A 21,865-nucleotide genomic window follows, 5' to 3' on the forward strand; every position below is an offset into this window, starting at 1 on the left:
CTAGATAACGCGGTCAGGCCTTGGCAAAGAAATAGACGGAACGTCGACATCCTGATGAAGATCGAAGTAACACCGATGAACCTGTGTTTGAGAAACGGCGCAATCGGTTCTTGCCCTTCAGAAGCAGACACGCTCGTCGAACGTGTCACCGCTGCCGAGCCAGCGTGAAATTTCTGTACGGCGATCATAAAAGTAGAAAAGCACCGTCCAGGTGGCCGGACCATTTCCTCTTCCCTTCGCAGACATACTAATAGACAAAGACGAAAACCCTCGGAGGCAACGAAATAAGTCGGCATGTATTCTGGAAGAACGCGGTAGATTTAAAAGCGTTGAGGCTCGCTTAAGTATGGCCCACGTTTGGTTCCGAAATTGTTCTTTGCAGGTTGTGTTCGCTTTAGGAGATGCTTCTATGGAGCTAAGTTCATGTGAAAAGGCCTCCTATCAGACATGACATGTCGCGGCGGAGAGGTCTTCGCCGATATCTCGGCATATCTCACAAAAATACCGCGTAAATCCTCGATAGCACTGCGAAATGATCCGGAATCGAAACGATGCTCCACAACCTCGACTGCTGAGATTAGGGCCATTCGAACGAGTAATAACAGCCGCTATATTGTGTAATAAGGGAGATGTACCATGCAGCTCGAAACTCCACTAAACGTCGGCGAGCGATCCTCTGAAACAGAGGAAAAGTTACAACGGCTTGACGCTATTTCGGCCAAAGATGGAATCGACTTGATTCAAGTTGTTGCTCTGCTCTGGCGAAATAAGAAGACGATTTCACGGTTTGTCTTGTTGACTGGAGTGCTCACCACATTAGTCGCGTTCTTCGTTTTGAAACCCACATTTACCGCAAACGCTGTTTTTCTGCCGCCACAATCTGCGCCTGGAAGCGCGATGAACCAGCTGATGGGACAAATTGGCTCCCTCGGAGCGGTCGGCGCTCTCGGTGGGCTTAAAAGCTCAGGGGATGTTTATATCGGCATTCTCGGGAGTCGCACAATAGCAGACATGTTAGTCAAACGATTCGATCTGCAGAGTGTTTACAAGACGAAAAGACTTAGCGATACGGAAACCATGCTGAAGAACAACAGTAAATTCGTCGCCGGCAAAGATTCGTTGATCACTATTAGCGTCGTGGACGACGACCCCCAACGCGCCGCTAGTCTAGCAAACGGATATCTGGATGCTTTATACGAACAAAATGGAAGATTAGCACTCACAGAATCGGGACAGCGGCGAGTCTTTTTCGAACAACAACTTGTCCGAGAAAAAGATGTTCTTGCTGACGCGGAAGTAGAATTGAAAAAGACACAAGAGCAAACAGGAATGATTATTCCCGCTGGGCAGGCTCAAGTCGCGATCGAGGCAATGCAGCAACTAAGAGCCCAAATTACGAGTCGACAGGTCGGACTTGGCGTTTTGCAACAGAGTGCCACAGATCGCAATCCTGAGGTGGTTCGCAGTCAGATTGAAATTGAAAGATTACAGGAACAGTTGCGCAAGCTAGAGAACAATTCTTCTCAGAGAACTCCGGGTAGTGTTGACGCTCCAACCGCGAAGGTCCCAGAGTTGGCCTTAGAATATGTCCGCAAGCAACGTGAAGTCAAATACCACGAGACGTTGTTTGAATTACTAGCGCGGCAGTATGAGTCTGCGCGACTCGATGAATCGCGCGAAGCCCCTCTTTTGCAGGTTGTCGACAAAGCTATCGTTCCGGATAGAAAATCGGGTCCACATAGAGCATTATTGGTGTTGGGTGGTAGCTCCCTCGGGTTGATTGCAGGGGTGCTTTGGGTCATCCTACGGGATGCTTTTAAGAACTATTCTAGGTCTTTAAGTGCCATCGATAATCCTCAATGAGGCTTCCTCAAGCTGCGATCGGAACTCCGAATTCCCGCGAACGTCGCCTTTGCCCGGCTTGTCGCCAGTATCTATAATACAAAGTGGTAATGACATGTTAAATGGTTATAGCTCGCGTTCTGATGGATCAGTGCTACCGGAGAATAGCGACTCTAATGTGATAGCTGAACCGCTCGTATCGATCATCACTGCGGTATTCAACGGAAGTGATTCCATAACCAACTGTATTGAGAGCGTTTTGAATCAGGACTATCCCAGAATAGAACATATAATTCTCGACGGGGGTTCGACCGATGGCACGGTTGAAATTCTTCACAGCTATGGAGATCGGGTATCTTTATGGATCAGCGAACCGGATAGCGGGGTCTACGACGCATGGAATAAGGGGCTGAAACTGGCGCGTGGTGAATGGATCGCATTTCTTGGCGCTGACGACTTTTATCTGGCAGGCGCGATAAGCACCTACATGCAACTCGCAAATGAGCATCCCACAGCCGAATTTCTAACCTCGCGAGCCCGTCTCGACCACCCCACCGGCTATTCGCCAATCTTTGGGGGGCCGTGGCAATGGCCACGGTTTTCGACGGCGATGTCTACGATTCACGTGGGGGTGATGCACCGGCGAAGTCTTTTTGAGCGTTATGGAAATTTCGATACTTCGTATCGCATCGCGGCGGACTACGAATTTCTACTACGGGCACGAGAAAATTTACAATCCGCATTTACCCCTGCGACCACAGTTGTGATGCGCGCTGGTGGGCTAAGTGACTCAACCGCAGCGCTTCGTGAGGCAATGCGAGTAAAGGTCGCAGCTGGCGTGCGTTCCCTCCCTATGGCGTTGTTGCAACTCCGTCTCGGCATCGCGAGATTTCATATTCGCCGAACGTATCTAAAAGCTCGATCGTTTTTTGTTTGAAGGCACGCACATCGAACAATACCATATCGCAACTGATCACCTAGTATTTCTTTACCTCGGTTCGCGCCATGCGGACCGTGACCAAAAGGCCTGCTGACTTCCATAATACCAATAGAAAAGTCTGTAAACTGCATTGGGGAACCTGATTTTGGAGTTGAGTAGAGGGCGAAATGGAGAAAGCGCCGGCCCCATTAATCTGACAATTGCGTCAGCAATCCTAAATCTTAGTTTAGCTCTTTTATCGCCCATTGCTTTGCCGGCTTCGGTCAAATAAAACGCTGGAAGTCCCTCGCTATATCGTTCAAGACGTTGGCACGCCTGGTCAAAGGTAAAACTCTGATTGTGATAACCGATAGCGGCTCGCCGAAAATACATCTTCATCCCACAGGTGTGGAGTCGATAGCCCAATTCGTGATCCTCCAATACTGAAAGAGATTCATTGAACCCATTATTTTTACGCAGAAATTCGGTCTTGAAACTAATATTGCAGGAGTAAAAGTACCGGGGATCCCCCACTTTATTTTCCTTGAGCAATGAGAATCCAAACAGGCCTCCAAACTCACCATACCAACGCATAAATGGCGTGACAACTAATTCCGGAGACCAAGTAACATACCCAAGAAGAACCGATTCCAATTCGGCCCGTTCTCGATGAAATCGTGCGTGCTCTTCGAGCAACTGTGGGCTTGGGATCACATCGTCATCAACAAAAAGAACGACAGGGGAGTTCGTCTCGCGAAGGCCGAGGTTGCGTGCGCTCGCGACTCCTCGCTTCGGTTGGCACAGATATTTCACTGGCAGACGACCTTCAAAATCTATCACAGTCTGATGAGTCGAGTCCGTCGAATCGTCGCTCACGATGATTAGCTCCCACAGCAGCTTTCCAGCAGCCAGCTCACAGAATCCTTGGAGGGTCCGTCTGAGCAACGCGCTACGGTTGTATGTCGGAACGATGACCGTGATGTCCATAAAGTCCTTATAGGTAGAAATTTTAGGCCGTCTGGGTCGATCAAATCACAGTTGTTAGGCTAAACAGTTTCGCTCACCTATCTGCCTGTTATTCGGCATTACGCGTTTCATGAGTATTTGGGAGAGTGCATTCGAACTCTCACTTACGCGGGGTAGAAGATATTTTGCTTAGTCGAGGTTGCAGAAGAGGATTTTGTTTCCATTTTGAGGCACCCGCAATGGTAGCTATCCAAAGCAAAAAACCTCCATTAAAATAGTTCGCGCTTCGTATGAAGCTCGATGCCACAAAACAAAATATTAATGCGGTTTGGGTCGTTGCCACCAAGTTAGGCCCATGTTTCCCATAATGCCGAAGTCTCTTTTCAAGCTGAATCCACCACCAGATGATCCAGACGTAAAGTACAATTCCGCCTACCCCAGCCTCTGAAACAATCTTTGAAAACATGAATGAGCCATCTTCAGCATTCAAACCGTCGAGTCCGAACTGTTGGCCAAGAGCGTAACGGGCAGGGACGTCGGGAAGAGGAACACATCCCATCATGTTCAGACCAAGTCCGATTCCATGTGTACGCTGCAAATTGAACAAAGCGTCCTGCCACCCTTGTAAATAGACCAAGCTGGAGACATTATTATCGTCGCCCGGGGCGGCTACCCCCATAATCCGTGTCAAAGTGGGCATAATAAACCTGTCATAATTAATCGTCGCGCCCAACGCAATCAGGAGTCCTATCCCCAAACTGGCTATTACGGCTTGACGCACCTTCCTCTGAACATAGAGGCGGTATATGATCCAAACCGCAATAAAAACAATTAGCGTCGAAGAACGAGAGAGTGCTAAAAGCCCGGCAAGCGCCATCATTCCTTTTTGCCGAGTACTCTTCTCTTTGGCCACTAGCAGAATAGCGATGCAAGGAAACAGGGAGAAGGCAACGTGGCTCGGCTCCGAGAATAGGCCAGATAGCTTTCCTTCGGCACGATAACCCGCTTGATCGGGGAACATGTTAGGAAGTATCATTTCGACGAAAAATGCCCCAAACGCTACGACGAGTACCCACGAGGCAGTTCTTTGCAGGTTGAACCAATCACGATCAGTCGCCCTGTTCCCAACTTCCAATCCGATCAGGACTAAAAATAATAAGATAGGCATTGTAAGGACAAATTTTTGCAGATGGTCGTTGCAGGGGCCAGCTGACGCAACAAGGAAGGACAGAAATACATACACCACAAAGGCAAGGAGCACTTTGGCCGACGCTAGTGCAATTCTCCAATCCTTCCCGATCCAGACCGTTCCGGAAACGAGAAACACAACAACATTTAAGCCGAGGCTGAACCCACCTACCTTGACAATGAATGGCCATAATACAGTGTTGGCAACAAACCATAACTGCAGCATGCTTATCATGCTTGTAGGCTCTCCATGCGGGCGAAACTTTAAATTCGAACCATTTGTCGAACTAGCATTTGGAACGGTCAAAGCGCCCTCATGACGGTGTCTGAATTAGTCGCTGGTAGATCGCCAAATAAGCTGCCCCGACCTTTAATCTACGGCACTGGTCCATTACGGAGGTTGGAGGACAGTGTGCTTCCGGGTTGTCGAGGGCCTTGCGAATTGCCCTAATAATGGAATCCTCAGATCGAGGGTCCGCAAGAACCGCACCCTCATAAAGCTCCTGCCTAGCGTAGGGCAAGTCAGCTAGGACTAACGGCTTTCCCGCCGCCGCCGCTTCCAACGCAGAGATCGGCTGCTGCTCTAGATAACTGGGAAGTGCGAAAACAGTCCCCTCCCGATAAGCGGCAGCTAATTCGACCGACCCCGGTTCTAATCCGTGAATCCAGCGTTGACGGCCTCCAACAGGCATAGCTTGCGCCACCGCCAGTCCGTAGTTCTCTTCGCCTGTCAGTACGTTTCCCACCAGTAACAAAGGGACGCCTAGCTTGCGGCAAGCCCTGACTAACGCAAGCTGGTTTTTCCGGCGACAGATATTGCCCACGCACAAAACATAATTTTCTATCTCGAATAAGGCATTATGAGTGCTATGCGCCAATTCGAAAAATATATCTTCAATGACATTAGGTATTATGGTCACTTTCTCTGCGGGAAATTTCACGGTTCCAATTAGATAGCGAGCTTGAGCTTCATTCACTACCGTAATGCAATCGAGCGCCGCTAGCATCGGTCTGCGCAACCGCGCGGGGCCTATCGCCAAGGAAGCTAGATGTCGCAGCCAAGATTTCCAACCCGGATAATTTACAAGAGCACTCAACACAGTTCTTTTCCCTCCGGTCCGCGCCCACTTCACTGTATTTGTGTGCTGTAACTCCAGTCCCCAACAATGCAATACCTCAAAATCCGCCTCCTTCCTCCAAAAGTCGAGGGGCGCGATGTTCGCGCCTGCCACACGCGCCGCCTCCATCGCCGCTATCATCTGTACTTCGAATCCACCGAATGCGAAGCAATGAGGTTGAAATGGGACAACTCTTACAACTGGCCCCGAAAGCATTAATCTCACTCCTTGCCGCCATCTGAAATAGAGTCATTCTTGAGTGCAACGAGAAGGAATGCGACGGAAGCCGCCTCCATCTTAATATTCGTACAAGAGCTACTTACAATCTGAGCTGTCACGCCGATTTTAATCGCTTTTTACAGGGCAGTCTTCTGAAAGACCCGGTTGTGACCAACCTGTAAAATCTCGCGAAAATGAGTGCGGTCGACTTCCTTCGCAAGACGTGAAGGCCCAGGATGTCCCGCCGTTGATAGGATCGGGGAGGGGGCATAGCTCGTTGTCAGGCCCGAGTCATCCAACACGATTAATCCGCCAGTTCGCAGGTTAGAAGCGCACAGATCCCAGTCGCGCCGAGCAATCTCGTAGTCGTGATTGCCATCAATATAAATGCACGACCATTCCTGTGATGCGATTAATTCGGCAGCCATTCGGTCCGTTGAATAAGCCTGTAATAGTCCCGGAGCGGGCAGCGAAAAATGTGCAAAATTCTCGAGGGTATCTTCGTAATAATTCAAATCGTGCCGATACTTGGAAACAGCATCGCCCGCCGGGGAAAATGGTGAAATACCCTGCATAGAAGCGTCAAATTTAAAATGACGCGCTAGCATGGCTGCAAGGCTGAGGGTTTGTCCACGGAACACGCCAATTTCAAGGAAATTTTCTGGAGCGAATTTCCGAAATAACAAGAACCACATTACATGAAATGATCTCTCGCCAAAACCTCGACCATTACTTTCAAAGTAAGCGCGGTGTTCGCGCAATGACTTCGGCAGCCGGGTGTGAAAATAGTGAAAACAATGTTGATAAAACTCCGTCGGGTTCGCTAGACTTTCTTCCCACTGCGATTCCGAGATTTCATCCGCAATTCCAGTAAACCGGCGCAATAGCCGACTTTCTGCCCGCCGCACTTTCCAGTTGCCACGACGGCTTTTGAGAAACCCAGCGATGTTCATTCCTTTACCATATTATCAGAGAGTTGCGATGTAGATGGAAGCGCAAACGGACGGCGGTGAGATCAGTTTGAAGCACCACAGCCGATCGCATCCACTCAAAAGACGCGAGGATGCGAGAGCCTTCAGCACCAGCGAAAGCTGGTTACTGTATGGCATCGGGAGCTTTTTTTCGCAGAGCTATAACCGTACCTTGCTTAACTTCCGAGGGAATTAATTGAGACCCATCTGAATCAAATCGGAAACATAAAAATCCGAACTCCTTGAGAAATAACGTAATCTCAGGGAGATCCGAACTACATTCCATAATCATGGTAAGGTTGGTCGAAGCGACTACCGTTTGTTGAGCTCCCAGAAAAACGGATAGTTCGGCCCCTTCCACATCAATGATAATGAAATCCACTGGCGTTATCTCTCCGCCGCAAGCGTCACTCCAATACTTATCCAAGGTAGTGCACGAAACTACTTCGATCGCGGCCGGCGTTGGGGTCTCCGTTAAGGGTCGCACGTAGAAGTGACCATCGAATTCGGGATGAAGGCTGTCACCGTTGAGCGACAGCTGCCCTTGAAAGTCCGCGAGAGCTATATTGTTCGCTACTACATTTCTGCAACCGTTGAGCTTGACATTTTCCTCTAATAAAGCGAAATTTCGAGAAGAGGGCTCAAATGCGTGAACAATACCATCTAGTCCAACTAGCCTGGAGGCAATAATCGTATAAAGGCCAGTGTTCGCCCCAATGTTCAATACCCGCATCCCTGGCTGGATCTCCCGAGTGACGAGTTCTCGCTCACGTTCCTCAAATGGCCCTTGCCAAACGCACTTAGCTATCTGCCCCTTCGTCACCATTGAAATGGTGTGACCTCCTTCTTTAAAAGAAATTGGCCACCGGCTTAGTGGTCCGCTTCGTAAGGTCCACAGAAGTCCAGTGACCTGCTGCCAGATGGGTCGGAAGGCAGTCCGTATTGTGGGGTAACGGTTTCCGAAATTGCGAACCGTTGAAAATACAATCCCTATCCCTCTCGTCCGCATATTCATGTTATCCATTTTGTTTCAGAACTACCGATTCGCTTTACTGTTTGAGAGAGAAAATTCCTACAATTTTCTCTCTTTTACATGCGCTACTATTGTTTTGCTTTAGATAACTCGGGGAGAATTCGTCGCAGGCCAGTCCGTATCTTATTGCTCACAGAAGCATAGCGCTGAGATGAAAGTCCCCTTGTTTTCTCGTATTGCAAAATGGCTTGATGGTCAAGGTCGTCACTACACATGTCTGGAAAGGCGACCACGTCGTCGCGTTGAACACTCTGGGCAATTCTTTGCAAATCGGGACCATATTGCTCTCTAATTCTGTTCATGTTTCGAATCGCCATTTTAGGCAATTCAGAATGAGGGTTGGTACGAGTTCCTCCCCACTTCACTTCGGAGTAATAGCGAAGTGCGAAAACGCCGTTTGCATAACCTGCGATTGTGGTTCTGATAGCGAGATCCGTATCGTCATGCATATATGGAGCCAAATTCTCATTCATAAATCCCACTTCTCTAACTATTTTCGTAGGCACGCAGACAGGACTCTTGACTGGTACCGTGCGATATGCAAATCTGCCGGGGAGTAAAATTTCTGCGTCTGGAAGCCCGTGCCCGTATGCATTCTCGATTAGTTTAATTATCGGCGTAGAGACTGCCGAACTCCGTGCATCGGGCGCAAAGTTTGCTCCCATTCGAAATGAAACGAAACCGAGAGTCCCCTTGCCCCACTCATAGAGCTGTTTAATTTTTGCCTCGAGGTTCAAATCCGCCAAGATGACATCATCCTGAAGAATGATGTTATAGCCATCGCCCTCTTGCGAAGCCGCTCGTAATCCTGTGTTGATCGACAATATTTCGTGTACATCTGGGGCATACAACTTGACGAGAGGCACTCCCTGATATTTTTGGATGAACTCGTCCAGAATTGCCTCTGTGTCGTCAGTACAACCGTCGAGGACGGCGAATATTTTACTCTGAGGTCCGCAGCAAAGCAGGACTGACACCAGCACATCGTGGATCAACTCTTCTTTGTTGTGGATCGTTATAACGTAGTTGAAAAATGGCTCGGCCATGGATTGTGGGATCCTCGGTTAGTGTGCCGGAACGCCTTATTCGGGCTGCCTCCTACCCACCACCTGTATCTTTCGAATATTACGCTTCTGTTTCAATGGGATTGATGAGACGTCGTCGCCTGTTCTTTGTGATGGTCGCCATGTCTGATTCGGCGAACACGATCCAAATGCGAGGATGGTTCCCACACAACTCTATCCTCATCCCTCATCTTCAGTCTATGGTTCCAGTTAAGTGGAAATGTGGATCTCACTACAATCTAGTATATATACATATGGCGTGGCAGCTTTTTCCCACGGACCAGGCAAGAAGGTTACCTTGGCATTTGAGAGGCAAAGAATTGTTGTCATTGGCGCAGGGGACCATGCCAAAGTTATCGTCGAAGCGTTGTGGGCTATGGAGATATTTGAAGTCGTCGGGTTTTTAGATCCCGTTCCTGCCAGCTCACAGTTACTGGGGTTGCCTGTTTTAGGCGGGGACGAACTGTTACCCCGACTTTTGGGACAGAAAGTGACCTCCGCAGTTGTCGCAATTGGGTCGAACTCCGAGCGGCAACAAATAGGCAGAAGGCTCCTCGCAATGGGCTTTGCGCTTCCGGTAGTGTTACACCCATCGGCCATCATTTCTCCTAGCGCTACCATCAAATCCGGAACCGTTGTGATGGCTAGAGCTGTTGTGGGAACGCTAGCGCAGGTTGAAGAGTTGGCCATCATCAATACGGGGGCAATTGTCGAACATGACAACCATATTGGAGAAGCTGCCCACATCGCTCCGGGGACAGCCTTGGCAGGAAGGGTCCGAGTAGGAGAAAGGTCGTTAGTAGGCGTAGGCAGTGCGGTGCGACCGGGCGTTTCCATTGGACCGGATTCAATCGTCGGGGCGGGTTCGGCTGTTGTTGGAGATGTTCCATCGGGATCCATCGTGGCTGGTACGCCAGCGCGGAAGCTGCCCAATAGATGATTTAGTGAACTCTTCTTGATTCACACGTCCTTTCCTGACCTGCGATTTTTCGAAGACATATTCGAGATATCGAGTAAGAGATTGCCCAATTCCTGCTGACGCTCAATCAATTTCACAAAAGTATCTTTCATACTAGGCAACTTCGGTGGATTTGCCAGTATATCGATCATTTTCTCTGCTAAATCTTCCGCTGATCCGGCCTCGAAAAATCGCACCGTTCCAATATCGATCTCACGATTCACTGGTATGTCCGAAACAATGCTTGGCGTCCCCGTCGACACGGCATCATACACCGCGCCACCACCGGGACCACCTTCAAATAGGGTGGGCTGCAGTACTGCCACCGAACCTCGCATGATTGCCAACTGATCATCCTTGGCGAGAAACCCCAGAAAACCTATATATGGGGTCATTTCATTTTTATCAATGAGGGCCTGTAGGTTGTCGGAATGCTTCGGCCACCTGTAGTCGTACATATCGCCTGTACACACGATGTGAACGTCGTATCCCGCATCTCGCACTAATCGAAGCGCCACGAAGGCCGTACCATGGTCCTTGTGGACGGTGAACTGATTGGAAATGAGAAAGTACTGGTGCGGCAATTTATAAGCTACGCGGATATCGGGGTCTTTAGTATCGGAGAAAAATTCAAGCTTTGCGGGCGGGCAAAATGGCAATGCGATAAGTCTTGCTTTGTATCCCGGATAGAATTCCTTTATGTCTTGAATAACAGCCTTGGCATTTACTACGACCACTGTTGCATCCGTGAGAATTCTGGTAAATCTTTTGTCACGCCACCGCCGTTCTTTCTCCGTGAACCAATGAGGCAATCGTTTATGCTGCAAGTCTGCGATATATCCAACCCAAGGTAAGGGAAAATATGTTCCCAATGACTTGTCACAGAAGAATAATACTTCCGCATTGCATTGACGCATGGCTCTCGCTAGGCCCGAAGTATTATTCCGATAGTTGACGATGTCAATACTTGCACCGGAGCTTCTCATTGCACGCATCAAGTCTTCTCTGGAAACAGTCCGCCCATGGTGTGTGTTCCTCCCAAGGAGGATCTTAAATAGTCGCTTCATCGGTGCGGCCCGGGCACGCATACTTTGCCATAAAGTCTTCTGTCCAGGTAGTAATACTTGCCATATTGTTCCTGGCAACACGGAATTGAGCGCACTGATGCACAACCGTAGAAAATCGATTCCCCCACCCCAACCCGCCAGTGGGTCTCCCATAAATGCTATGCGCGGAGTCGCATTCGACCGCTTGGACTGCGTCATGAGTTTACTCGTTCGCCTCGCCGGATCGGTCGGTGTCTGCATGAAAATAGGCATTTACTACTGCACATATCTCTTTTACTGATTCTTCTTCCAGGCTAGGATAGCTTGGAAGGTTGATTCCTCTCCATCCAAGATTTTCTGCGACGGGATGGCGCTGATACGCGGAAGAGTACATTGGCATACTATGTACGGGATAGAAAAGTGGTCGAGTCTCAATTCCTCGTTTTCGCAGAAAATCTCGTAGAGGATCTCTATCTGCGGTCTCCGGAACTAGTATTGACACCATCCAGTAAGAATGTCGTACATCGCCAACCTCGTCATGGAAAGTTACTGGCGATCTCGTCAATTCTCGCTTGTACCACTCTGCGATCTGGCGCTTTTTGGCGATGAAAGTGTCGGCCTGCTCCAACTGGGCGAGTCCGATAGCAGCACAAATATTTGTCATGCGATAGTTGTAGCCAATTACATCATGCCAATATTCACGATATTTGGCCAACCCCTGCCCTTTGAAATGCGTCATGCGATCATGTAAGGTATCGTCGTTGGTAACTACCATTCCCCCCTCCCCAGTTGTAATGGTCTTATTCCCAAAGAAGCTGAATGTGCCGATGTCACCAAAGGTGCCGACATGACGGCCCTTGTAGAAAGAGCCAAAGGCTTCTGCGCAATCCTCAACCAGGAATAGATCATGCTCGCGGGCAATTTTAAGTAGTTCGTCCATCTCACATGGCTGACCATATAGATGAACAGCTAAAATGGCCCGTGTCTGGGGCGTTATTTTCCTGCGGATGTCATCGGGGTCCATCTGCCAAGTGTTCTTGAGCGAATCACAAAACACTGGAGTAGCCCCGGTGTAGGCAATTGCGTTCACCGATGCAATATACGTGAGAGTCGGTACTATCACTTCAGCCCCTGGACCGATGCCGAGGGCGAGTAGTGCTAGGTGGATAGCTACCGTACCATTTGCGACAGCCGCGGCATGCCTTGCACCCACATAAAACTTGAAACCGTCCTCGAACTCGGCAAGAAACTTTCCTTTTGAAGATATCCAAGTCGAATCCAGGCATTGATTTACATACCTTTTTTCGTTTCCAGTCAGCGACGGTTGATAGACGGGATATTTGATCATGGCAATAGGTCCTGGAGATTTAGATTGTTGAGGTCGCTGGTGATGATGTCATTCGCGAGCCCATCCTACGGATAAAAAGAGGGATGTAAAAGGCACTAGGCAATGCGCTCAGCACCGTATACGCAGCAATGGTCGCCCAAGGAACGCCCACGATCCCGAAGTGATGAACAAAGAACACCTTTGTGGTGACGCATCCGATTCCGAAGATCGAAGCAACAATTACTTGGAATCTTATAACTTCTCCACCATTCATAAACATCGCAAGGGCATCGCCACAGGAAGCAATCACAGTCCAGAGGGCGAATCCGAGCAACAGCATAGGCTGTGGATGAACACTCGGGCCGACCCACCATTGAATTAACCTATGCGAGAGAAACAGCACGAGACATGAGGCAGTTGAGGTGGCACAAAGTACAGCTAGCAACGAGATCCGAAGAGTGCGCCGAACCCACGTCAAGTCACCACGCGAGATGGCTTCGCCATAAGCAGGCCAAAGTGGACTAACTAGCATTCCGGACGTCATGGTGATCAGCGCGAATATTCGTTGCGGGATGGAATACTCGGGAACACTTACTGCGCCGAGCGTCCGAGCAATAATGAAGTTATCAGAGGAAAAGGAAACTCCGACCACCACCTGAAGGACGAAGAATAGGCCACCCAGCTTGGCAATCTGCGAGATCGCATCACCGGAAATAAGCTTTCGGCGTGGCCGCAAATCAGGTCGGACAAAGCCAAAGAAATGGATGGCGTTAATAATTGTAGATAAAATAGGACCGCCAGCTATGGCCATTACCAATATAGGTAAACTTACATGTAACCTGATACCGCCCAGCACCCCGATAAAACCCAGTGTGCTACCACATAATTGCCATAAGCTGTAGCGATATCCCTGTTGTAAGCCAAGTTGGACGCGCTGCACTACATCCATGGAAATATTGAGTGCGAAGCAGATTGTGAATACTGCAAGCGCGGGCCCCGCTTCCAATCTAGCCTGCGGCGAAGTTACTCGAAAAAAATCTCCCCAGCTGATGAACCGAAAAACAGCAAAAAAGCAGAGTAATAGGAGAACTGCGATTGAGCTGAGGACCGCAAAACCACTTGAGACAGCCCTGCGAACTCCCTCCAAATCGTCTTTTCCTGACGCCTTTGCAACGGTATTCAGTACTCCATTGCCCACACCAAAGTCGGCAAATGCTGCCATAGCCAACACCGAACTAATCGTCATCCACAACCCGAAACGCTCGTTTCCCAAGTACTTCAACGTAAGCGGAACCGTGATGAGGGAAGTGCCTATTTGCACGACTCGTGCCATTGTCGCAACACTGCCAGTAAGCAATGCACGGCGATTCCTCTCAACTCCTCGTTCATGGTCGTCCAGGTCTGCCGGATCACTATGACGCCGCAGTTGCTTAATTCTAAATATGGCTAGTCTGATCATGCATTCCGATGTGCGAAATCGCCTCGCTCCCTACGCGTCGCCTTATGCTTCCAATAAGTAATTGCCAATTTCGCACGCCGAAGGATCGCCCTATTCAAACGGAGTTCTTTTGTCCTAAAAACATCCAAAAGGCTTCTTGGTAACTTTTCAGAAGAGGTTGATCGACTATTAACGGTCACCGACCCTCACATTTTGGCGAAAAAGCTGTCGGGTTCCCTCTCTGAATCCCATATTGGATATGGAATCTATGACTCCAGGAGGCGCAATAGTTCCATACACCTCCTCACACGAATTTTTCAGATACACGCCAACAATCGCCCTGTCATAGGCATAAGGACATTCCCGATGCGGATACGAATCATCTTGTCCGGTAACTCCAGCAATCGGGGCGTTCTTCAATCGGAAATCTCCCTCTACATACTCTCAAAACCGTAGTTTACTTGATAGAAGACCGTGTTTACAGGACACACGACGACCGGATCCTAACCATCTGAGTTGGCAGTCTCTACTTTGAACACGTCTATGACAGAGATATGGGTTCGCATCCGGCTGGCTTCATTAAAGAAGCGCGAGAACGTCTTTCAACTCGTTTAAAACTCTCATTACCAAATGATAATGGCCTTTTGAGGTGTGCGGCTGTGTGTTGATAACTTCTCTGTCTAGCTTCAGAACACTTTGATTGATCTAAGGTTTCACGAAATGTATCACAGGATCTCGCGATACGATTTCCATGTCCCGTTCAACAATCTTGAAACCCTCACGAGTAAGGGCTTCGCACGCCCTATCGATGCCCCAATGATACCAACGGGTGGTTGCATCTCGACTGACATCCAAATCATCATTCTTAGAGACACCTTGTAAGTCGGTCTTGGATCGGAAAATTTTCCAATTTAGAATGTAAGCCAACCTAGCCAGTAGCCACACTTTCCTCGAGCCGAAAGCTCTTTTGATCGACAACTGATCTGCGTGAGCTATGCAATAGTTATACTTATCGTAGTCCGCAATCATGAGAAAGCCATGCGAGCCAGAGCGCATTTTTCTTACAAGCGAGTTCAAATACTTCTCACACATTTGAGGCTTTAAATGACAAAATACTCCAAATGAAAAGAAATGATCTATTGATGCATCGGGAACATCCGAAAGCATCAAATCGGCAGATTGAATATAAGTGACATGAGACGTAGTACCTATATAGTCCCAGAAACCAGTTTGTTCCGCAGCCGCAGCGTCTACTACATAGACATGGCTGCACTCGCGTTCCAGAAACGCTTTGGTCCAAGCACCCCGACCAGGCCCTATTTCTAGGACAGTTGAATCTGAGTGGACGTGGTTTCGAATGCAAGTCAAATATACAGTGTATAAGCAGCTGTTATAGCCATATATACCATACCCTGATGTTGCCATCGGATCAAGTGGATTCCCCTCAAAGTAGCCCCCCTGCCAAGAGTGTGTAAATTTGGAAAAAAACTCCTGCTCCGATGTCAGGTGAAGGTCCTCTTTAAACTCATGCCCCACTCTCTTCCTCCCGATGCGTCACTGTAGTCCAACAGATCAATTTGTTGAGCAAACTTGAAGTATCGCATGTTTTCGCCTTTGAGGATCCAAAAGGGCTGGACTAGAATCATCAAACTTGAAATTCGCCGTCTCAATGCTCCTACCAACACCAAATCAAATATCACTTTCTGATCCACTGTTTCCTGTGGACACGTAGATCTAGGAGTTTAGTCCCGGCATTTGATGGATAGGATTGAGGGTAAATCTGTCTGGTGTTTGAGTCCAGAGTTTGCAAAGGTATTCATAGGGCGTGAGGCCTTTGAGGGTCTTGAGTCTTCGGGCGAAGTTGTAGGCTCTGAGGAAGTCGTTCAAGTGCGCTTTGAGTTGGTTGTGGGTGTCATAAAAGTATCGCTTCACCATAGCCTCATTGATGGTTCTGTTCATGCGTTCGACCTGCCCGTTGGTCCAGGGATGGTTGGGCCTGGTGAGACTGTGTTGGATCCCATGCAGAAGACAGAGCGTGTCGAAGGGATGGCCACGGAAGCGCGCAGTTGCTCCTTGCCGGTTCTTCGCCAGATCGGCGAATTGGATTCCGTTGTCGGTGAGCACGGTGTGGATGCGGTACGGAACGGCTTCGACGAGCGCTTCGAGGAAGGCGACGGCAGCCCGCGTGTCGGCCTTTTCGACGAGTTCGACGATGGCGAACTTCGAAGTCCGATCGATGGCGACGAACAGGTAGAGCTTGCCTTCCGCGGTTCTCACTTCGGCCAGGTCGAGGTGAAAGAAGCCGATCGGATAGGTGTCGAACTTCTTCCTCCTGGGCTTGTCGCCTTCGACATCAGGCAGCCGGCTGATGCCATGGCGCTCCAGACAGCGATGAAGTGAGGAGCGGGTGAGCTGCGGAATCGTGGGCTGGAGTGCGTAAAGGCAGTCATCCAGCGGCAACAGCGTGTGCTTGCTAAACGCCACGATGATGGCTTCCTATCCGATCGACAGAACCGTGGACCTGGGAACGGTTGGGCCAGTCCGGCGATCGGCAGTGGACTCGCGCTTCTTCCACTTGGCAACGGTCTTTGGGTTGATCCCATGACGCCGCGCCAAGGCTCTCATGCTCTCTTGACTATGTTGTATCGCTCGACGGACCGCCTCCGTCGTTGTAACGCTCCGGTGTAAAACCTGTCCCATAATGCCTCCTTCTCCCGTTCAGAAAAGTATGCACCATCAAATACCGGGACTAAACATTTTTGCGGTTGGGTTTGAAGGGCATGACGGCGACCACGCCCATGGTCTCGATGCGATTAAGGATTGTCTGGCTGTCGTAACCTCGTCGACCCGCCGCGCACAGCATACATGTCATTACTGCCTGGACCTGGCCTGTGTGTTCGGAAACGGTCATACCGTGACGAATCATCCGAAACCGAGAGGTTTCTGTCTGCGGATCGCGGGAACAATCTGGGAACAAAAAGGTAATTTCATGCGTGCTCTTGGGCCTTCGTGGGCAACGAGGCTCTTTCAGAATCAACGGGTTAGTGCTTGCTGAAGTAATTTAAGATTTGGGTGGGTCCAAAAACGATATTCGAATCGGAATGGATGACCCGAAATCAAAAGGTTCGGATCGGGAGCCTGGGAACAATAAAGCCGCTTCCGGGAACAATCTGGGAACAATAGGCGATTCTAGGGGTACTTTTGGGGCCTTTGTGGGCGACGAGGGCCTTTCAGAGTCAATAGGTTAGAGTTCGCCGAGGTTTTGACACGGTAGCAGCCAGCGGTTCCATCAGCTCATGCCTTCTGTCCTCCAGTCACTTGGGAAGGAATCAGGAACAGGTACCCTGGGAACGGCGTGAGAGCATCCTGCTCATTGAGCGCGATCCGGTGCGATGAAGGAGCACCTCGACGTGGTCACCACCTTCCCTCTCCGTTGATCTCCCGACAACGGCAGATCATTATCTGGCCATCTTGCGGGATTCGGAATACACATGCCCAATTGACTCAACATCGTGCCTGTTTCACAGAAAGTTCGTCCTTCTCTTAACGGACACTTCGCTGCAGATGTTACTTCTAATCGGATCCAGCGATCGAATACGGCGACGCGAAATTGCCACATCCGTCTATTCCCTTTCCCCATTCCGAACCGAGTGCCGCGTCTCACCCGGGCCGGGACGAATAAGAGTCTTGTAAGAGGAGAAGATGGGCGACCACATAATTAACATCGACATTAGGCTCGGACAGAGCCTAAGAGACAACCGCTATGTTGACAACGCTGACCTCCAGTCCGAAACATCGAACGAAAGCGATATCTCTCGCTCCAGATGAAATACCAGCGGGCATGTCCAACCTGCCTGCAACACTCTCTGGACCTACGCGGGCGGTGTCAGTCCGCTCAGCCAGCGCATCAATCTTGCTCCCGCCATCGCTTCCAACCTTTTTTCATAGCAAACGGCGGCTTCCTCGCCTCTCCCCGCGATCTTCCCGTAAACAACTCCTCCCGATTCAACTTCACCTTCGAGTTCGGCGGCGGACTGGAACCTTTCCGCGACCACCGCCACGCCTGGTCCATCGACTACCGCATTCATCACCTCTCCAACGCCTATCTCGGGCGAACGAATCCTGGCATCAACAGCCAGCTCATCACACTCACCCACTCCTTCGGCCGCTAAAGTCGCGATTCCCCACCCTGCACTTTGAAAACCGAGGAACGAAGTTATATAACTAGGCGCATGAAGATATCGGCGCGCAATCAATTACGAGGCACAGTAGAGACGCTTGACCTCGGAGTCGTCACCGCAAGGGTTGGCGTTCGAGTCGGCGACAACCTGATCGAGAGCGTCATCACCCGCAAAAGTGTCGAAGAGATGCAGATCAAAGAAGGAAGCGAAGTGACAGCCATCATCAAATCCACCGAAGTCATGTTGATGACCGACTAACACTCGCAGAAACAGGCACACCGAGGAGAGCCGTCGTACCTAAGTCCCCGGCTGCACATAGACTGCCTTCGCAGCCAGCTTCCTCTCCTCGCCTCTCGGGTCATCCTTCACCTTCGACACCACATCCCAGCACATCGTAGCCCGCCGCTCCGTATCGAACCGAGGCCACTTCGGGATCGCCTTGTTGTTCGGATCGCCCGTCTGCGCAAACGCAATCAGCGTCTCGCTCATCTGGTCGGCGACCCTCTGCGCATCCGCCCCGCCGCCAGTCATCCCCGCCGCAATCTCCACATTGTCGAATGCAAACGGAATATCCATCGTATGCGGAGCACCCCACTTGCCCCCATCCACCGGGCTCTTGTAGTCGAACTCATACACCCAGGTAGGCCCTCGCTGCGCCGCCCGCCGGTCACTCTCAATCACCATCCCATGCCAGCTCCGAAACGCCGTCGTCACCGCAAAGAACACATCCCCCGCCGAATACGCCGGATACCACTTGCGATAGTCCGTCACAATATCCGTCGTCTTCAAGTCTCCAAGAAACTGCCGATACCTCTCCAACCGCGCAGGCAGCTCCTCCCACCCCAAAGAGAACAGCGAAGCATCCGAAGCCCCGATCAGCAGCCGCGTCTCATCATGTGTATTCCCCAGAATCATCGGCACCGCCGCCGAGATAGCCGGAGCATCCGGCGAAAACGGATCCCTCGGCAGCTCACGCCCATCATGCACCGGCCCAAAGTACCTGCCCAGCTTCAACGCCCCCACCAGCCGCTCCATCGGAACCTTCGCCGGGTCCCGAAGATCCCCGAGCCGTTCCTTGGACAACTCCAGAGCTTTAAGGACCGCCTCCGCCGTAGCCGTAGCGTGCTCCGGAACCGTACCCGTAAGCTGTTGCCCGCTCATCGTCATCACCCGGTGGAACAGCCCCTTCGCCCGGGGCATCGCCATCAACGTCGCGCACTTCGCTCCGCCGCCACTTTGCCCGAAGATCAGCACCCTCCCCGGGTCCCCGCCAAACTCCGCGATATTGTCCCTCACCCACTCCAGCGCCAGAATCAGATCCAGCTGCCCAACATTCCCGCTGTCCTCAAACCCATCCCCCAGCCCGGCCAGGTACAGATACCCAAATAGATTCAGCCGATGGTTCAGCGTAACCACCACCACATCCCCGCGCTTCACCAGCCGAATCCCGTCATACACCGGCCCGTTACTGCTTGAACTCGAATAAGCCCCGCCGTGGATATACACCAACACCGGCCGCTTCCGGCCATCCCGCAGCCCAGCTGTCCACACGTTCAACTGCAGACAATCCTCACTATTTACCGGCTCCGGCTCGTCTAAAGCCGAAAACGCCGACCGCCCATCCCTCCGGTGGATCGGCTGCGGAGCCTGCGGTCCAAATCCCAAAGCCGGACGCTCTCCAACCCACGCCGCCGGTCTCACCGGAGCCATAAACCGCCGCCCGGAGGTATCCGTCCCATAGGAAATCCCCTTGAAGACATTCACACCCTGCTCTACGGCACCCCTCACCTTGCCGGAGGTCGTCGTTGCCACCGCCTCAGTCGGCATTGGCCCTTCCCCCAGCAACCAAACCGGTCCTCCAAACGTCTTCAAGACCGCGACCGCTCCCACCCCCTGCAACACCCTCCGCCTGCTCCAAACCATTCTTACCGCTCCTCTACCCTCGCCGAGAATTCTATCCGCCCTTCGCAAATACACGGTGCACTTGACAAACTCCCGCCCCAAAACGGCCTGATCTCTCAAAAACAGCAGAGAATGAGTTCAGCTGCAGCGTGAGAAGTCCCGCCTCATGTCTCATCATTAGAAGACTTTAGACAATAGAGGGGGGAGGGTGGTGCCACGCTCTCTCCCGCCCTCAAGGAATAAAAGTCCCGCAACGGCGTTAATCCTGCCCAGCACAACTTCACCCAAATGGGTTCCAATCTGGGCCACTTCGGATGGCACAATCAGAAGGCGCTAGAAGGAGTTCCAAATGAGTGACACGAGTTTTGTGCAAGCCGAAGAGATACGCAGCTTTACTCCTGAGCCAGGAATGGTACGGCAAGTCCTAGCTCATAACAGCAAACTGATGCTGATCCGGCACCTCTTCGAAAAGGGATGGATCGGAGCAAAGCACAGCCACCCTCACGAGCAACTGGTATATGTAGTGCACGGAAAAATTCACGTAGAGATCGCCGGAAGATCATTCGATGTAGGCGCAGGCGAGAGCTTTGTAGTCGAAGGCGACGTTCCCCATCAGGCTTGGGCCCTCGAAGAATCAGAGGTTCTCGACGTCTTCACCCCGGTTCGTGAGGATTACATGGAGCTTCTGAAAACCTAACGTCGCCTGTTTCGCCCCAGAATCTGCAAGGAATAGCGAAGTTGCAAAGATGTAGAATCACGGTTCCAGATTCGCGATCCCAGAATCCCGCATGAGGTGTATTGGATGTCACGCATCGTTCGTTGTTCGCTGATCCAGGCCAGAAACGTCGAACCAGTAGAAAGTCCTCTGGCTACCATCAAGAAGGCCATGATCGACAAGCATGTGGAGATGATTCGCGGCGCAGCCAAAGATGGCTCGCAACTGGTCTGCCTGCAGGAGATCTTCGCAGGCCCGTACTTCTGCGCGGAGCAAACAACGCGCTGGTACGACACGACGGAAAAGGTCCCCGACGGCCCAACCGTGAAGCTCATGATGGATCTCTGCCGCGAGCTTCGCATCGCCATGGTCGTTCCGGTCTACGAGGTCGAAGAAGAAGGCGTTTACTACAACACGGCCGCAGTGATCGATAACACCGGCAAGTTCCTGGGCAAATATCGCAAGACCCACATCCCTCATGTGCAGCCGGGATTCTGGGAGAAGTACTACTTTCGCCCCGGCAACTTGGGTTATCCGGTCTTCGACCTGGGCTTTGCAAAGATCGGTGTTTATATCTGCTACGACCGGCACTTTCCAGAAGGAGCGCGCGCGCTTGGGCTCAATGGAGCGGAGATCGTCTTCAACCCTTCAGCCACGGTCGCAGGATTGAGCGAGTATCTGTGGAAGCTGGAGCAACCAGCCCATGCAGCGGCAAATGGTTATTTCATAGCGGCGATTAATCGCGTGGGAACAGAGGCGCCTTGGAACATCGGAGAGTTCTATGGACAGAGCTACTTCTGCGATCCTCGAGGACAGATCTTCGCTCAGGCCTCGCGAGACAAGGACGAGGTCCTAACATCAGATCTCGATCTTGAGCAGATCGCAGAGGTCCGAAAGACTTGGCAGTTCTATCGTGACCGTCGCCCGGACATGTATGGCGATCTGGTGAAGCCGTAAGAAGGCGACGCGGCTTTCGAT

General features: G+C 51.0%; 17 protein-coding genes and 1 pseudogene. 6 read left to right on the forward strand and 12 right to left on the reverse strand.

Annotation, left to right across the window (positions count from 1 at the left end; translation table 11 throughout):
- Positions 1–636 precede the first annotated feature (636 nt).
- Together HB393_RS07435 and HB393_RS07440 are read left to right on the forward strand one after the other, a co-directional pair.
- Positions 637–1,863 carry a Wzz/FepE/Etk N-terminal domain-containing protein gene (locus HB393_RS07435; protein ID WP_213804545.1) on the forward strand — a complete coding sequence of 409 codons (1,227 nt, stop codon included), beginning with the start codon at positions 637–639 and terminating at the stop codon, positions 1,861–1,863.
- A 157-nt stretch (positions 1,864–2,020) separates the two neighbouring features.
- Complete coding sequence (locus tag HB393_RS07440) at positions 2,021–2,779, forward strand: glycosyltransferase family 2 protein (protein ID WP_213804546.1); 759 nt, start codon at positions 2,021–2,023, stop codon at positions 2,777–2,779.
- 51 nt (positions 2,780–2,830) lie between these two features.
- Here HB393_RS07440 and HB393_RS07445 read toward each other — a convergent pair whose 3' ends face one another.
- The 11 genes and pseudogenes from HB393_RS07445 to HB393_RS07500 form a co-directional block, all read right to left on the reverse strand.
- On the reverse strand, positions 2,831–3,748 hold the full coding sequence (locus tag HB393_RS07445; RefSeq protein WP_213804547.1) for a glycosyltransferase: 918 nt from the start codon (positions 3,746–3,748) through the stop codon (positions 2,831–2,833).
- 139 nt (positions 3,749–3,887) lie between these two features.
- Positions 3,888–5,150 carry a hypothetical protein gene (locus HB393_RS07450; RefSeq protein ID WP_213804548.1) on the reverse strand — a complete coding sequence of 421 codons (1,263 nt, stop codon included), beginning with the start codon at positions 5,148–5,150 and terminating at the stop codon, positions 3,888–3,890.
- Between the two features lie 79 nt (positions 5,151–5,229).
- Positions 5,230–6,249 carry a glycosyltransferase family 4 protein gene (locus HB393_RS07455; RefSeq protein ID WP_345945077.1) on the reverse strand — a complete coding sequence of 340 codons (1,020 nt, stop codon included), beginning with the start codon at positions 6,247–6,249 and terminating at the stop codon, positions 5,230–5,232.
- 140 nt (positions 6,250–6,389) lie between these two features.
- On the reverse strand, positions 6,390–7,205 hold the full coding sequence (locus tag HB393_RS07460; RefSeq protein WP_213804550.1) for a class I SAM-dependent methyltransferase: 816 nt from the start codon (positions 7,203–7,205) through the stop codon (positions 6,390–6,392).
- A gap of 142 nt (positions 7,206–7,347) precedes the next feature.
- Positions 7,348–8,049 (reverse strand): FkbM family methyltransferase, encoded by a 702-nt coding sequence (locus HB393_RS07465; RefSeq protein WP_213804551.1) that lies wholly within the window; start codon positions 8,047–8,049, stop codon positions 7,348–7,350.
- A 275-nt stretch (positions 8,050–8,324) separates the two neighbouring features.
- Positions 8,325–9,302: a glycosyltransferase gene (locus HB393_RS07470; protein ID WP_213804552.1), complete on the reverse strand. Its 978-nt coding sequence runs from the start codon at positions 9,300–9,302 to the stop codon at positions 8,325–8,327.
- Positions 9,303–10,280: 978 nt separating this feature from the next.
- Positions 10,281–11,543, reverse strand: a complete 1,263-nt coding sequence (locus HB393_RS07480) for a glycosyltransferase (protein WP_213804554.1) — start codon at positions 11,541–11,543, stop codon at positions 10,281–10,283.
- Between the two features lie 4 nt (positions 11,544–11,547).
- Complete coding sequence (locus tag HB393_RS07485; RefSeq protein ID WP_218623918.1) at positions 11,548–12,672, reverse strand: DegT/DnrJ/EryC1/StrS aminotransferase family protein; 1,125 nt, start codon at positions 12,670–12,672, stop codon at positions 11,548–11,550.
- A 19-nt stretch (positions 12,673–12,691) separates the two neighbouring features.
- Positions 12,692–14,110 (reverse strand): oligosaccharide flippase family protein, encoded by a 1,419-nt coding sequence (locus HB393_RS07490; protein WP_213804555.1) that lies wholly within the window; start codon positions 14,108–14,110, stop codon positions 12,692–12,694.
- A 684-nt stretch (positions 14,111–14,794) separates the two neighbouring features.
- Positions 14,795–15,625: a class I SAM-dependent methyltransferase gene (locus HB393_RS07495; protein ID WP_213804556.1), complete on the reverse strand. Its 831-nt coding sequence runs from the start codon at positions 15,623–15,625 to the stop codon at positions 14,795–14,797.
- Positions 15,626–15,823: 198 nt separating this feature from the next.
- A pseudogene (locus HB393_RS07500) lies at positions 15,824–16,789 on the reverse strand (IS481 family transposase).
- 1,124 nt (positions 16,790–17,913) lie between these two features.
- Between HB393_RS07500 and HB393_RS07505 the strand changes: the two are divergent.
- Both HB393_RS07505 and HB393_RS07510 read left to right on the forward strand, forming a co-directional pair.
- Positions 17,914–18,261: an acyloxyacyl hydrolase gene (locus HB393_RS07505; RefSeq protein ID WP_213804557.1), complete on the forward strand. Its 348-nt coding sequence runs from the start codon at positions 17,914–17,916 to the stop codon at positions 18,259–18,261.
- Between the two features lie 60 nt (positions 18,262–18,321).
- Positions 18,322–18,528, forward strand: a complete 207-nt coding sequence (locus HB393_RS07510) for a TOBE domain-containing protein (protein WP_213804558.1) — start codon at positions 18,322–18,324, stop codon at positions 18,526–18,528.
- Between the two features lie 39 nt (positions 18,529–18,567).
- On the opposite strand, the gene HB393_RS07515 is transcribed toward HB393_RS07510, so the two are convergent.
- Positions 18,568–20,193 (reverse strand): carboxylesterase family protein, encoded by a 1,626-nt coding sequence (locus HB393_RS07515; protein ID WP_213804559.1) that lies wholly within the window; start codon positions 20,191–20,193, stop codon positions 18,568–18,570.
- A 328-nt stretch (positions 20,194–20,521) separates the two neighbouring features.
- Here HB393_RS07515 and HB393_RS07520 point away from each other — a divergent pair, with 328 nt between their 5' ends.
- Together HB393_RS07520 and HB393_RS07525 are read left to right on the forward strand one after the other, a co-directional pair.
- Positions 20,522–20,869: a cupin domain-containing protein gene (locus HB393_RS07520; RefSeq protein ID WP_213804560.1), complete on the forward strand. Its 348-nt coding sequence runs from the start codon at positions 20,522–20,524 to the stop codon at positions 20,867–20,869.
- Positions 20,870–20,974: 105 nt separating this feature from the next.
- Positions 20,975–21,844 carry a nitrilase-related carbon-nitrogen hydrolase gene (locus tag HB393_RS07525; RefSeq protein ID WP_213804561.1) on the forward strand — a complete coding sequence of 290 codons (870 nt, stop codon included), beginning with the start codon at positions 20,975–20,977 and terminating at the stop codon, positions 21,842–21,844.
- Positions 21,845–21,865 lie beyond the last annotated feature (21 nt).

This window comes from Granulicella sp. dw_53, assembly GCF_018449545.1.
Classification (GTDB): domain Bacteria; phylum Acidobacteriota; class Terriglobia; order Terriglobales; family Acidobacteriaceae; genus Edaphobacter.

Bases quoted from the DNA above. Each gene is read 5' to 3' on its own strand.
- HB393_RS07480 (WP_213804554.1), bottom strand. From the start codon at position 11,543: ATGACGCAGTCCAAGCGGTCGAATGCGACTCCGCGCATAGCATTTATG.
- HB393_RS07485 (WP_218623918.1), bottom strand. From the start codon at position 12,672: ATGATCAAATATCCCGTCTATCAACCGTCGCTGACTGGAAACGAAAAA.
- HB393_RS07450 (WP_213804548.1), bottom strand. From the start codon at position 5,150: ATGATAAGCATGCTGCAGTTATGGTTTGTTGCCAACACTGTATTATGG.
- HB393_RS07520 (WP_213804560.1), top strand. From the start codon at position 20,522: ATGAGTGACACGAGTTTTGTGCAAGCCGAAGAGATACGCAGCTTTACT.
- HB393_RS07460 (WP_213804550.1), bottom strand. From the start codon at position 7,205: ATGAACATCGCTGGGTTTCTCAAAAGCCGTCGTGGCAACTGGAAAGTG.
- HB393_RS07510 (WP_213804558.1), top strand. From the start codon at position 18,322: ATGAAGATATCGGCGCGCAATCAATTACGAGGCACAGTAGAGACGCTT.
- HB393_RS07465 (WP_213804551.1), bottom strand. From the start codon at position 8,049: ATGGTGACGAAGGGGCAGATAGCTAAGTGCGTTTGGCAAGGGCCATTT.
- HB393_RS07505 (WP_213804557.1), top strand. From the start codon at position 17,914: ATGAAATACCAGCGGGCATGTCCAACCTGCCTGCAACACTCTCTGGAC.
- HB393_RS07470 (WP_213804552.1), bottom strand. From the start codon at position 9,302: ATGGCCGAGCCATTTTTCAACTACGTTATAACGATCCACAACAAAGAA.
- HB393_RS07515 (WP_213804559.1), bottom strand. From the start codon at position 20,193: ATGGTTTGGAGCAGGCGGAGGGTGTTGCAGGGGGTGGGAGCGGTCGCG.
- HB393_RS07525 (WP_213804561.1), top strand. From the start codon at position 20,975: ATGTCACGCATCGTTCGTTGTTCGCTGATCCAGGCCAGAAACGTCGAA.
- HB393_RS07445 (WP_213804547.1), bottom strand. From the start codon at position 3,748: ATGGACATCACGGTCATCGTTCCGACATACAACCGTAGCGCGTTGCTC.
- HB393_RS07435 (WP_213804545.1), top strand. From the start codon at position 637: ATGCAGCTCGAAACTCCACTAAACGTCGGCGAGCGATCCTCTGAAACA.
- HB393_RS07490 (WP_213804555.1), bottom strand. From the start codon at position 14,110: ATGATCAGACTAGCCATATTTAGAATTAAGCAACTGCGGCGTCATAGT.
- HB393_RS07455 (WP_345945077.1), bottom strand. From the start codon at position 6,249: ATGCTTTCGGGGCCAGTTGTAAGAGTTGTCCCATTTCAACCTCATTGC.